At 69.3% G+C, this 12,531-nt stretch carries 11 protein-coding genes; 5 read left to right on the top strand and 6 right to left on the bottom strand.

What is annotated here, in order from left to right:
* Together VXC91_RS36735 and VXC91_RS36730 are read left to right on the top strand one after the other, a co-directional pair.
* A partial coding sequence (locus VXC91_RS36735) for an LPXTG cell wall anchor domain-containing protein (RefSeq protein ID WP_329511691.1) occupies positions 1-209 on the top strand: 209 nt, incomplete at its 5' end.
* 386 nt (positions 210-595) lie between these two features.
* Complete coding sequence (locus VXC91_RS36730; RefSeq protein WP_329511690.1) at positions 596-796, top strand: helix-turn-helix transcriptional regulator; 201 nt, start codon at positions 596-598, stop codon at positions 794-796.
* A 154-nt stretch (positions 797-950) separates the two neighbouring features.
* Here VXC91_RS36730 and VXC91_RS36725 read toward each other — a convergent pair whose 3' ends face one another.
* Positions 951-1,994, bottom strand: a complete 1,044-nt coding sequence (locus tag VXC91_RS36725) for a zinc-dependent alcohol dehydrogenase family protein (RefSeq protein ID WP_329511689.1) — start codon at positions 1,992-1,994, stop codon at positions 951-953.
* 63 nt (positions 1,995-2,057) lie between these two features.
* A complete protein-coding gene (locus VXC91_RS36720; protein ID WP_329511688.1) occupies positions 2,058-2,246 on the bottom strand; it encodes a hypothetical protein in 189 nt (62 codons plus the stop codon).
* Between the two features lie 83 nt (positions 2,247-2,329).
* On the opposite strand from VXC91_RS36720, the gene VXC91_RS36715 reads away from it, so the two are divergent.
* Both VXC91_RS36715 and VXC91_RS36710 read left to right on the top strand, forming a co-directional pair.
* Positions 2,330-2,569, top strand: coding sequence for a heavy-metal-associated domain-containing protein (locus tag VXC91_RS36715; protein WP_329511687.1), 240 nt, complete (start codon positions 2,330-2,332; stop codon positions 2,567-2,569).
* 87 nt (positions 2,570-2,656) lie between these two features.
* Complete coding sequence (locus tag VXC91_RS36710) at positions 2,657-4,918, top strand: heavy metal translocating P-type ATPase (RefSeq protein WP_329511686.1); 2,262 nt, start codon at positions 2,657-2,659, stop codon at positions 4,916-4,918.
* 594 nt (positions 4,919-5,512) lie between these two features.
* Here the strand turns inward: VXC91_RS36710 and VXC91_RS36705 are convergent.
* Positions 5,513-6,802, bottom strand: coding sequence for a citrate synthase (locus VXC91_RS36705; RefSeq protein WP_329511685.1), 1,290 nt, complete (start codon positions 6,800-6,802; stop codon positions 5,513-5,515).
* A 239-nt stretch (positions 6,803-7,041) separates the two neighbouring features.
* The gene (gene recD2, locus VXC91_RS36700) at positions 7,042-9,318 is read right to left on the bottom strand and encodes an SF1B family DNA helicase RecD2 (protein ID WP_329511684.1); all 2,277 of its coding nucleotides are present in this window, start codon (positions 9,316-9,318) and stop codon (positions 7,042-7,044) included.
* 386 nt (positions 9,319-9,704) lie between these two features.
* Between recD2 and VXC91_RS36695 the strand changes: the two genes are divergently transcribed.
* Positions 9,705-9,848: a hypothetical protein gene (locus tag VXC91_RS36695; protein WP_329511683.1), complete on the top strand. Its 144-nt coding sequence runs from the start codon at positions 9,705-9,707 to the stop codon at positions 9,846-9,848.
* Between the two features lie 36 nt (positions 9,849-9,884).
* Here VXC91_RS36695 and VXC91_RS36690 read toward each other — a convergent pair whose 3' ends face one another.
* Both VXC91_RS36690 and VXC91_RS36685 read right to left on the bottom strand, forming a co-directional pair.
* Positions 9,885-10,745, bottom strand: a complete 861-nt coding sequence (locus tag VXC91_RS36690; RefSeq protein ID WP_329511682.1) for an immunity 49 family protein — start codon at positions 10,743-10,745, stop codon at positions 9,885-9,887.
* Positions 10,746-10,758: 13 nt separating this feature from the next.
* A complete protein-coding gene (locus VXC91_RS36685; protein ID WP_329511681.1) occupies positions 10,759-12,483 on the bottom strand; it encodes a hypothetical protein in 1,725 nt (574 codons plus the stop codon).
* Positions 12,484-12,531 lie beyond the last annotated feature (48 nt).

The following is a 12,531-nucleotide window of genomic DNA, read 5'->3' as shown; positions in this document are numbered from 1 at the left end:
AGAGCCAAGAGACGCAGCCGGGCCAGTCGGACACGCCGCAGATCGGCACCCCGGTGATCAACTCGCCCAGCACGTCGTCGTCGCACACGGCGCCCGCCCTGGCCGAGACCGGCAGTACGGGTCTGCTCGCGGTCTCGGCGGTCAGCGTGGCGATGCTGGCCGGTGGGCTGATCCTGTACCGGCGGGGCCGGGCGACGTCCCACCGGTAGTGCGCCGGGTGCCGGGCGCACCGCGCGCCCGGCGCCCGTGCCGCGCGCCCCGGCACGTCTCCTCTTCGGTCGACGGCCCAGGGGCGGCACCCTTCACATGGGTGCCGCCCTTGGGCCGTCCCCGTGTGCGAGGACAGCGAGGAGAGTCCATGCCTCGCAAGCGTCCGCGCCCGGTCCGAATTCATCATCCGTGTCACAAACGCCTCCCTCGTGTCACACATGTCCCGTGAACGCGGCTCTTCTGTCACACCCGCTTCACAGGCCCTGTCCGCTGCCCGAGATGCGTCGTTGAGGGAGCACAGCCTTTGTGATCGCCAGCGCAGCGTCCGGCTCCCCCGACGGCCTCCCCCGGTCGCCGCCGCGGCGCGCGCGGGGAGGTGCTACTGATGACCGACCGTCGTCTCTGGTCGTACAAGGACATCGCCGCGCACATCCGGGTGCAGCCGGACACCGTGAGGTCGTACCGAAAACACGGTCTGCTTCCGCCACCGGACCATGTGGAGGGCGGCAAGCCCTACTGGTACGCCGACACGGTCCGGGCATGGGTGGCCTCCCGCCCCGGCAATCGGGGGCGCGCCGGCTCCTGACCGCCCCCTGCCCGCGGAGTGGCCCGTCCCGTCCGGGGCGGGCCACTGCGCCGTGGCCGGGTTGCCCCGTGATCGGGACGCCGCTCCGGGGCCGGCCGAGGACCGTTACGGCCCGTCCCCGGCCGCAACGATCCTCACTGCCGCTGCGGCCGTCTCAGCTCCACGGCTCGATGACCGTCACTCCCCGGCCCGGGGCCGCCCCCATCGCCGCCAGTGCCTCCGGGGACGCCGACAGCGGGATCGTCGACGTGACCAGGAGGTCGGGGCGAAGCGCGCCGGAGCGGACCAGTTCCAGCATGGGCGGGTAGGTGTGGGCCGCCATGCCGTGGCTGCCCATGATCTCCAGTTCCAGGGCGATCGCCCGGGACATGGGAACCGGACTCGTGCCCGTGGGGGACGGCAGCAGGCCGACCTGGATGTGGCGGCCGCGACGGCGCAGTCCGTTCACCGAGGCGGCGCAGGTCACCGGGGAGCCCAGTGCATCGAGGGAGAGGTGCGCGCCGCCGCCCGTCAGGTCGCGGACCGCCTCCGCCGTGTCCTCGGCGAGCGTCGCGTCCACACACTCGGCCGCACCGAACTTCCGTGCCAGCTCAAGGGCTCGAGGCGAGACGTCCACCGCCACGACCCTTGCCCCCGAAGCCGCCGCGATCATCACCGCCGAAAGTCCGACACCTCCGCTGCCGTGCACCGCGACCCACTCCCCCGCGGCCACCCGGCCCTGCTGGACCACCGCGCGGAAGGCCGTGGCGAACCGGCACCCCAGGGCCGCCGCCGTGCCGAACGACATCTCCTCGGGCACCGCCACCAGATTCACGTCAGCGTGCTCCAACGCCACGTACTGCGCGAAGGACCCCCAGTGTGTGAACCCCGGCTGCGTCTGCCGCTCGCACACCTGCTGATCGCCCGCCGCACAGGAGGGACAGCTGCCGCAGGCGCAGACGAAGGGCACCGTCACCCGGTCCCCGGGCCGCCATCCGGCCACCCGGGCGCCCACCTCCTCGACGACACCGGCGAGTTCGTGCCCGGGCACGTGCGGGAGCGTGATGTCCGGGTCGTGCCCCATCCAACCGTGCCAGTCGCTGCGGCACAGCCCCGTCACCTCGACCCGGACCACGACCCCGTGCTCGGATGGCTCCGGGTCCGCCACCTCGCGCACCTCGGCCGGCTCCCCGTATCGCTCGAACACCACCGCACGCATACGACCGCACCCTCCGCCCGTGCCCGCGATCCCCGGCCCGTAGATCGTCTCTCCGGCGGAACGCTAACCCCGCACCCCGGCCGTGTCCTGGTCCCGGTCCGCCATCTTCTCCGCGACGGCCACCACCGGCTCCTCCTCGCGCAGCCCGAACCGCCGGTGGCAGCGCCGCAGCGAGGCCGGGGCCCACCCGGTGGCGCGGCCGGTCAGCGCATCACCGCCGGTACCGGCAGACCGCGCGGTTCGCGGACTCACCCCGCAATCTCTTGGATAAATACCCCCTAGGGGTACAGTGTGGCTGACGTAAGCCACACGAGCCTCCCCGAGGAGTTGGAGAGATGACCGCACAGACCGAGACTCCGGGTTCCGTGACGACCGTCTACAAGGTAAGCGGGATGAGCTGCGGGCACTGTGAAGGCTCCGTCTCCGGTGAGGTCTCCGCTCTTGCCGGTGTGAGCTCGGTCACCGCCGTCGCGTCCACCGGCGAGGTCACGGTGGTCTCCGCGGCACCCCTCGACGACGAGGCCGTGCAGGCCGCGGTCGACGAGGCCGGTTTCGAACTCGTCGGCAAGGCCTGAACCGCCGGCATCTGCTCCCCGCACCGGGCCGTACCGACCAGCTGATACCGGCTCCGCACGGCCCGGTCCGTTGTCTGGAGTCCGGACATGACCAGCACCGCACCACCGGCCACGATAGACGCGGCCACGCACTCCGAGGTCGAACTCGCGATCGGCGGCATGACCTGCGCCTCCTGCGCGGCCCGAGTCGAGAAGAAGCTCAACCGCATCGACGGCGTCAACGCCACGGTGAACTTCGCGACGGAGAAGGCGAAAGTCTCCTACCCCGCCGGGATCGAGGTCGCCGACCTGATCGCCACGGTGGTGAAGACCGGCTACACGGCCGAGGAACCTCCCCCGCCGCAGCCCGAACTGCCGGAACGTCCCGCAGCGACCGGGGCCCCGGGGGAAGACCCCGAGTCGGCCGCCCTCCGTCAGCGCCTGACCGTCTCCGCTCTGCTCGCCCTGCCCGTCGTCCTGCTCTCGATGGTCCCGGCCCTGCAGTTCGACAACTGGCAGTGGCTCTCGCTGACGCTCGCCGCGCCCGTCGTCGTATGGGGCGGACTGCCCTTCCACAAGGCGGCGTTCACGAACGCCCGGCACGGCGCGGCCACCATGGACACACTGGTGTCGGTCGGCACACTCGCGGCATTCGGCTGGTCCCTGTGGGCGCTGTTCTGGGGGCACGCGGGCATGCCCGGCATGCGCCACGGCTTCGACCTCACCGTCTCCCGCGCCGACGGGTCGTCGACCGTCTACCTCGAAGTGGCCGCCGGAGTCGTCGCGTTCATCCTGCTCGGCCGCTATCTGGAGGCCCGCTCCAAGCGGCGCGCCGGCGCGGCCCTGAAGGCGCTGCTCGAACTGGGCGCGAAGGACGTCGCGGTCCTGCGGGACGGCCGTGAGGTGCGCGTACCGGTGGCCCGGCTGGCCGTCGGCGACCGGTTCGTCGTACGGCCCGGCGAGAAGATCGCCACGGACGGGACGGTCGTCGAGGGCGCCTCCGCGGTCGACGCGTCCATGCTCACCGGAGAGTCCGTGCCGGTCGATGTGACCGTCGGCGACGGCGTCAGTGGCGCGACCGTGAACGCCGGGGGCCGGCTGGTGGTCGAGGCGACCCGGGTCGGCGCGGACACACAGCTCGCGCGGATGGCGCGGCTCGTCGAGGACGCGCAGAACGGCAAGGCGGAGGTGCAGCGCCTCGCCGACCGCATCTCCGGGATCTTCGTGCCCGTCGTCCTGCTGATCGCCCTGGGCACGTTCGGGGTGTGGCTGGGCGCCACCGGCGACACGGTCGCCTCCTTCACCGCGGCCGTGGCGGTGCTGATCATCGCCTGTCCGTGCGCGCTGGGTCTCGCCACCCCGACCGCGCTGATGGTCGGTACGGGCCGCGGCGCCCAGCTCGGCATCCTCATCAAGGGCCCGGAGGTGCTGGAGTCCACGCGGCGGGTCGACACGGTGGTCCTCGACAAGACCGGAACGGTCACCACGGGCCGGATGGCCCTCCAGGGGGTGCACACCGCCCAGGAGGGCGACGAGAAGGACGTCCTGCGGCTCGCCGGCGCCCTGGAACACGCCTCCGAGCACCCGATCGCCCAGGCGATCGCGGCAGGGGCTCAGGATCGCGTCGGCAGCCTTCCGGCGCCGGAGCGGTTCGAGAACGTCCCGGGGCTCGGCGTGCGCGGGCGCGTGGAGGGGCACGAGGTCACCGTGGGCCGCTTCCCGGACGCCCTCCCGGACGTACTCGGCCGGGTGAAGGCGGAGGCCGAGGCCGAGGGGCGTACGGCCGTGGTGGTCGCCCGTGACGGCGTGGCACTCGGTGTCCTCACGGTGGCCGACCCGATCAAGGAGACCAGCGCCGAGGCCGTCCGGGAGCTCCGTGCCCTGGGGCTCACTCCGGTCCTGCTCACCGGGGACAACCGGGCGGTGGCCGAGGGCGTGGCGGGCGCCGTCGGCATCGATGTGGGCGATGTGATCGCCGAGGTGCTGCCGGAGGAGAAGGTCGACGTCGTCAGGCGCCTCCAGAGCGAGGGACGGACCGTCGCCATGGTCGGCGACGGCGTCAACGACGCGGCCGCGCTCGCCGGCGCGGATCTGGGTCTGGCCATGGGGACCGGGACGGACGCGGCAATCGAGGCGAGCGATCTGACACTGGTGCGCGGGGATCTGCGGATGGCCGCGGACGCAATCCGGCTCTCGCGGCGGACACTCGCCACGATCAAGGGGAACCTGGTGTGGGCCTTCGGGTACAACGTGGCCGCGCTGCCCCTGGCCGCCGCCGGGCTGCTGAACCCGATGACCGCGGGAGCGGCCATGGCCTTCTCGTCGGTGTTCGTGGTCACCAACAGCCTTCGGCTACGGGCATTCTCGTGACGCGAGGGTGAGAGTCCCTCTAGAGTCCGACGCGAGCCTCACATAAGCTCTTCACAAGGCTCGCGCAGCATCCTTACGCTGGGGCTGTCGATCGACATGTCCGGGCTCTTGCGTATCTTCAGGACATACGCAAGAGACGCAGATCACAATGATGTGAACGTAACCAGCGGAAGGGTTCGTGAGTCTAAGTTGTCGGTGTCGGAAGCGTCTTGGGGGGCGCGACTGACATCCGGGGATGTCTTGGGGGACGTTCCCAGGTAACTGCGTTGCCGGGACACGTGCACCGGGGAGCTTTGAGCGGCCCTCCCGTCCGTACGCGTCCCGGCAGACCGCAACCGCAGTGGTATGCCGAGTTGTGCTCGTTCTGCTCGCAGCGATTCAGGCGCTGTCCCGCAAACGCCCGGCCGGATCCCGTGGGGGGAATCCGCACCGGGACATGGGAAGGCGCCCTGCACGTCGGCCCGTGGGGGGACCGGCTGCGGGGCGCCTTCCGCTTTTCATAAGACTTTTCGTACGGCCTAAGACCAGGACGCAGGCCGCGCACCTGGCGTACGTCGCTCTACGACGACGTACGCCTTACGTATGTATTCCTGCTCAGCGCCCCTCGACCGGAACGAAGTCGCGCTCGACCACGCCGGTGTAGATCTGGCGCGGGCGACCGATGCGGGAACCCGGCTCCTTGATCATCTCGTGCCACTGGGCGATCCAGCCCGGCAGGCGGCCGAGGGCGAACAGGACCGTGAACATCTCGGTCGGGAAGCCCATCGCGCGGTAGATCAGGCCGGTGTAGAAGTCCACGTTCGGGTAGAGCTTGCGCTCGACGAAGTAGTCGTCGGACAGCGCGTGCTCCTCCAGTTTCAGGGCGATGTCGAGGAGCTCGTCGTCCTTGCCCAGGGCGGAGAGCACATCGTGCGCGGCGGCCTTGATGATCTTGGCGCGCGGGTCGAAGTTCTTGTAGACCCGGTGGCCGAAGCCCATCAGGCGGACGCCCTCCTCCTTGTTCTTCACCTTGCGGATGAAGGTGTCGACGTCGTTGCCGGAGTCGCGAATGCCCTCCAGCATCTCCAGGACGGACTGGTTGGCGCCGCCGTGCAGCGGGCCCCACAGCGCATTGATGCCGGCCGAGATCGAGGCGAACATGTTGGCCTGCGACGAGCCCACCAGACGCACCGTCGAGGTCGAACAGTTCTGCTCGTGGTCCGCGTGCAGGATCAGCAGCTTGTCGAGCGCGGAGACGACGACCGGGTCAGGCTCGTAGTCCTGCGCCGGCACGGAGAAGGTCATGCGCAGGAAGTTCTCGACATACCCGAGGTCGTTGCGCGGGTAGACGAAGGGGTGGCCGATCGACTTCTTGTAGGCGTACGCGGCGATCGTCGGAAGCTTGGCGAGCAGGCGGATCGTGGAGAGATTGCGCTGCTTCTCGTCGAAGGGGTTGTGGCTGTCCTGATAGAAGGTGGACAGCGCGGAGACCACCGAGGACAGCATCGCCATCGGATGCGCGTCCCGCGGGAAGCCCGTGTAGAAGTTCTTGACGTCCTCGTGCAGCAGGGTGTGCTGCGTGATCTCGTTCTTGAAGGCGGAGAGCTCGTCGACGGTCGGCAGCTCGCCGTTGATCAGCAGGTAGGCGACCTCCAGGAAGGTGGAGCGCTCCGCCAGCTGCTCGATCGGGTAACCGCGGTACCGGAGAACGCCCTGCTCGCCGTCGAGGTAGGTGATGGCGGATTTATAGGCGGCGGTGTTGCCGTAACCGCTGTCCAGGGTGACCAGACCGGTCTGGGCGCGGAGCTTCCCGATGTCGAAGCCCTTGTCACCGACGGTGCTGTCGACCACCGGGTAGGTGTACTCGCCGCCGTCGTACCGCAGTACTACAGAGTTGTCGCTCACGTCTTCCCTCACCGACGTAGTGCCTCATCTTCGAGGTGCCCTGACTGTCTCTACCATCCCCCATTTGGCGCAGGAGAGTGCACTCGGGGTCGGCCTTCGGGCGCATCGGCGGCACTGAGTGCCGTCAATCTGCTCATCCTGCCCCGCTTCGACCGGTTCCGGAAGTACTCTGTGACCTTTGCGACTCATTTGATCGATCATTTTGTCGCCGGGCGGTCCGTGGGAGATCGGGGCGGGGCTCAGCCCTCGAGGGGCCTCGGCGACAGCCTGAAATCCAGGGCCGTACAGCGCCGGCCCGCCGAGACCGTGCGCACCGCCTGTCCGATCGCCTTGCGGGAACCGACGAGCACGACCAGCTTCTTGGCGCGGGTGACCGCCGTGTAGAGCAGGTTGCGCTGGAGCATCATCCACGCCCCGGTGGTGACGGGGATCACCACCGCCGGATACTCACTGCCCTGTGAGCGGTGGATGGTCACCGCGTACGCGTGCGCCAGCTCGTCCAGTTCGTCGAACTCGTACGGAACCTCCTCGTCCTCGTCCGTCAGCACGGTGAGGCGCTGGTCGACCGGGTCGAGCGAGGTGACCACGCCCACGGTGCCGTTGAAGACACCGTTCTTCCCTTTCTCGTAATTGTTGCGAATCTGGGTGACCTTGTCGCCGACACGGAAGACGCGGCCGCCGAACCGCTTCTCGGGCAGATCGGGGCGGGCGGGGGTGACCGCCTGCTGGAGCAGCCCGTTCAGGGTGCCGGCGCCGGCGGGCCCGCGGTGCATCGGCGCGAGCACCTGCACATCGCGGCGCGGGTCGAGTCCGAACCGGGCCGGGATCCGCCGCGCCGCGACGTCCACCGTGAGCCGGCCGGCCTCCTCCGTGTCGTCCTCGACGAAGAGGAAGAAGTCCTTCAGCCCGTCGGTGAGCGGGTGTTGCCCGGAGTTGATGCGGTGCGCGTTGGTGACGACACCCGACTGCTGGGCCTGGCGGAAGACACGGGTGAGGCGGACGGCGGGGACGGGGCTCCCGTCGGCGAGCAGATCCCTGAGGACCTCCCCCGCACCGACGCTGGGCAGCTGGTCGACGTCGCCGACGAAGAGCAGGTGGGCCCCCGGCGGCACGGCTTTCACCAGCTTGTTGGCCAGGAGCAGGTCGAGCATGGAAGCCTCGTCGACGACGACCAGGTCGGCGTCGAGCGGGCGGTCGCGGTCGTACGCCGCGTCCCCGCCGGGCCTCAGTTCCAGCAGCCGGTGGACGGTGGAGGCCTCGGCTCCGGTCAGCTCGGAGAGCCGCTTGGCGGCGCGTCCGGTGGGCGCCGCGAGGACGACCTTGGCCCGCTTGGCCCGGGCCAGCTCGACGATGGACCGCACCGTGAAGGACTTGCCACAACCCGGCCCTCCGGTCAGGACGGCGACCCTGCTGGTCAGCGCGAGCCGTACGGCTTCCTCCTGCTCGGGCGCCAGCTCGGCCCCCGTGCGCTCCTTGAGCCAGTCCAGCGCCTTGTCCCATGCCACGTCCGCGAAGGCGGGCATCCGGTCCTCGTCCGTGCGCAGGAGGCGCAGCAGCTGGGCGGAGAGGGACAGCTCGGCACGGTGGAAAGGGACGAGGTAGACGGCGGTGACGGGGTCCCCGCCGTCCGGTCCGGGCACCCTCTCCCGTACGACACCGGGCTCGGAGTCGTCCTCCGACGGCGCCGCCAGCTCAGCCAGGCACTCGATGACCAGTCCGATGTCGACCTGGAGGAGTTTGACCGCGTCCGCGATCAGCCGCTCCTCCGGGAGGTAGCAGTGGCCCTGGTCGGTGGACTGGGAGAGGGCATATTGCAGACCGGCCTTGACGCGCTCCGGGCTGTCGTGCGGGATCCCGACGGACTGGGCGATCCGGTCGGCGGTGAGGAATCCGATGCCCCAGACGTCGGCGGCGAGGCGGTAGGGCTGGTTCTTGACGACTGAGATGGAGGCGTCGCCGTACTTCTTGTAGATGCGCACGGCGATGGAGGTGGAGACCTGGACGGTCTGGAGGAACAGCATGACCTCCTTGATCGCCTTCTGCTCCTCCCAGGCGTCGGCAATCTTCTTGGTGCGCTTCGGCCCGAGGCCCGGCACCTCGATCAGCCGTTTCGGCTCCTCCTCGATGATCTGGAGGGTGTCGAGCCCGAAGTGCTGGGTGATGCGGTCGGCGAAGACGGGGCCGATGCCCTTGACAAGGCCGGAGCCGAGGTAGCGGCGGATGCCCTGGACGGTGGCCGGCAGGACCGTCGTGTAGTTCTCCACGGTGAACTGCCTGCCGTACTGCGGATGGGAGCCCCAGCGCCCCTCCATCCTCAGCGACTCCCCCACCTGCGCGCCGAGGAGCGCGCCGACGACGGTGAGCAGATCACCGGCGCCGCGGCCGGTGTCGACGCGGGCGACCGTGTATCCGTTCTCCTCGTTGGCGTATGTGATCCGCTCGAGCACACCTTCCAGCACGGCGAGGCGCCGTTCCCCGGCCCCTGCCTGCCCCGCCCGACTCGCCTCCTGGGTCATGATCCGACGCTACCGAAGAGGACTGACAGTGACGACGGCACGGTCATCGCGGACCCGAGGCTGCTGCATGCTGGGGTCATGGATCCGGTGCTGCGCGACCTGCCGGCCGCCTTCTGGAGCGTTCCCTACGTGGGTTCCCGCTACCCGGGATCACCGGCGGTGATCGCTCGCCCGGACCTGGCGGCCGGCGCGAACTGCCAGTTGTTCGCCTACGCGGTGCTCCGGCACTTCGGACTGGCCCCACCCGCTCTGCGCTCGAGCGACCTGTGGACGGACACGCGGGTCACGGTCCGCGTGCCCACCGCCCGGCCGCTCGATCTGATGCTGTTAACGCCACCGATGACGCCTACGGCGCCCACGTCGGGGTCCGGGTGGAGGAGGGGCGGGTGCTGCATCTGTGCGCCGAGGTGGGCCGCCCGGCGGTCTGGGAGCCTGCGGAGTTCGCGGCACGGGAGCGGTATCGGGTCCTGGTCGGGGTCAAGCGGGTGAACTCGGGGCGGGCGAACGGGAGCGCCTCCAACGAGGATTGACGACCTGGGGGGCCGACAGGTGGGCTTCCCTGCGGATCAGGTCTCGAACTCACCCAGCCAGCTGCGCTGGACGAGGTGCTTGGGAAGGTAGTCGGACTCGACCTCGATCGGGATCCCGCCGTCATGAGCGAGACAGACGACCGCCAGAAGGCCGAGGGCCACCAGTCCGTCGGCCCGTCGCGCACGGTCCTCGTCCGCGGTCCAGTACTGCTTGTGCAGCTCAAGGGCCTCCACCAGGGCCTGGTTGAAACCCTGCTCGTCCTTGCGTACGAAGCGATGGAAGAGGTTGATCGGCTGGTAGAGGATGTTCTGCAGCAGGTCGGCCGGGGTGATCGTTGCGGCTTCCGGATAGGACCCCTCGATGGCGGCCACCAGCTTCTCGACCAGTCCTGGACGCCTGAGCCAGTAAGTCTGCAGGGCATCCACCCAGTGGTAGACGTATTCGTCCACCTCGGCACCGGAAGCCCGCAAAAGCTCGATCGGGACTTCGCAGAGCTGAGTCATGCGGCTCTGTTCACGGCAGACGACCGCGAGCCAGAAAGCCGTGAGCCAGTTGCCCGCATCCGTGTAATCCTGCGGACCCGTCGCGGGAATGGTCCGCATCTCCCGGTTGATACGGCATTGCACCGATTCCTCGGTCGTCACCGCCGCCGCGAACATCGCCGAACCCACCTGCATCGCGGTGACCACGGCTTCCCATGTCTCCAGTTGCCCCGCCTGCGGGTCGACGGCACAGCGCGCGTCCACGTGCAGGACCGCCTTGCCCAGCGTCGAGTTGAACATGCGGGGCGATTCTTCCAGCCATTGGATCGACTTCGCCGTGCTTTCACCGAGCGACTTGGCGTAGGCCTCGTCATCGGGGCCCGGAGCTCCATGCCGTGCCACTCGTACACTCACTGCGCTCTCCCGATCACCTGATGTCGAACTTCGACATAGTGTACCCGGCATACTCGCCGACGTTACGATTTCCCTTGACGACGATATAGTCCAACTTGTCGTTCAACAGGGCGTGTTCGAGTTCATCCGCCAGATCCATTTCCTTCGGGTTGTAACGGCCCCGTTCCCGCATTTCGCGGAGAATATCGTCGAAGTACTTTCTCGTCCCCTGGGAGACCCGCTCACCATTGGGCAGGTTGCGCGCCCCCAGCTCCGTGTCCACGCTGCTCTTGGCCTCGACGACCACGTAGCCGCCGTCATCACGTCGCCAGACCTGGTCGAACTGGTCATTGCCGTTCAAGGGACCGTCCAGCGGTTCCCGGGTGGCATGTGGATAGTGCTCGGGTATGACGTGGTGTTCGGCTATGGATTCACCGTAGGCTTCGGCGCTGTCCCCCATATCACGGTGCGCCGCCTTGTACTCGTAGCTCCGCTCTGTCCGCGTGAGCTCAGTTTCCGGATTGGGCGCGTCGTGATGTGCCTGTACGGCTTCCGCCTTGTGCCGACCGGCCGCCTGGTCGTAGTTGACCGCCTGGTGCCGATGAGCCGCCGCATCGTCGAGAGTCTTGAGCCCTTCGGGGGTGATGTGCTCCCGCCCGCGCACCACGGGATCCTCGAGGTAATCGGGCTTCAGAGGCTCCGGGGCGTCCTTGGCCGCCATCCACTCGCCGGTGTTCACGTCTTTGACGAGTTGAGGTGGGACAAGGCCCGTGTGGTCGGGAATCTCGACGCTCTTACGATTGCCGTTGGATTTGTAGAACTCTTTGAAGTAGTCCGGGTCGTGGTTTGCCCGCGCCACCTGCTCCTGCATGATCTCGAGCTTGCGCTCCGGAGACATGTGCGCCGGGTCTTCGGGACCGTCATGGGCAGCAGGAGCTTCGTCACCCGGATTGTGCCCGCCTGGTGTGTGCTCTCCGGCACCGCCCATGTCGCCGGCCGCATCGTCGGCCGCATGGCCGAGATCGTCCAAGGGCCCCCGGCCGGGCGGCACGCCATGGCCATGACCCGGCAGGGTGTCGGTGCCGCCGCCCGGCAGGTCGTGCCCGCTACCGCCGGTGCCGGGTTCGTGGCCGTGCCCGCCCGGCAGGTGGTCGTCCGCGGTGGTGGGTATCGCGTTGTCCGAGGCGCGTGCCGGGGTGTGGGTGTCGAGGCTGTTGGTCGGCACGTTGTCGGGCGCGTGTCCACCGGGGAGGTGGTCTCCGGCGTGCGCGCCGGGGAGGTGGTCCCCCGCGTGCACGGCCGGGACGTTCTCGCCGCCGGCGTGGACGGTGGGCATGTCGCCCCCGGCGTGGACGGCGGCGTTGTCGCCGGTGCGGCCCACGTCGCCGAGGTCGTGGCCGAGGCTGTCGCTCAGGCGGATGTGCTGCCCGGCCTGTTCCGCGGTGTGGGTGCCCGCGCCGACCAGGGCCGGTTCCTTCACCGGGGACGGTGTGTGCGGGACGTCCGAGCCGGCGTGCGGGTCGCCGAGGTCGGGCTGGTCCACGATGTCGCCCGGACCGTCCTCGGCCTTCTGCAGCACATCGCCGTGCTCGTCGAGGATGTTGCCGTGCGGGGCCATGTACTGCGCCGGCGCGCCGTGCTCGGTCGGCAGCTTCATGCTGCCCTCCGGCAGCACCGGCACATCGTGCGGCAACTGGAAGGAACCGTCGGGGAGTTTGACCGCACCCTCCGGAATCACCGAACCCTCGGGCAGGTGCACGGTGCCATCGGGCAGCTTCAGCGCACCCTCGGGCAGCGTGATCGCGTT

This window comes from Streptomyces chiangmaiensis, assembly GCF_036281785.1.
Classification (GTDB): Bacteria; Actinomycetota; Actinomycetes; order Streptomycetales; family Streptomycetaceae; genus Streptomyces; species Streptomyces chiangmaiensis.
Note: the sequence above shows the minus strand (reverse complement) of the source record. Positions and strands in the feature narration are given on the sequence as shown.

Coding starts and splice junctions, on each gene's coding strand:
- VXC91_RS36715 (WP_329511687.1), top strand. CDS start 2,330: ATGACCGCACAGACCGAGACTCCGGGTTCCGTGACGACCGTCTACAAG.
- VXC91_RS36725 (WP_329511689.1), bottom strand. CDS start 1,994: ATGCGTGCGGTGGTGTTCGAGCGATACGGGGAGCCGGCCGAGGTGCGC.
- VXC91_RS36730 (WP_329511690.1), top strand. CDS start 596: ATGACCGACCGTCGTCTCTGGTCGTACAAGGACATCGCCGCGCACATC.
- recD2 (WP_329511684.1), bottom strand. CDS start 9,318: ATGACCCAGGAGGCGAGTCGGGCGGGGCAGGCAGGGGCCGGGGAACGG.
- VXC91_RS36710 (WP_329511686.1), top strand. CDS start 2,657: ATGACCAGCACCGCACCACCGGCCACGATAGACGCGGCCACGCACTCC.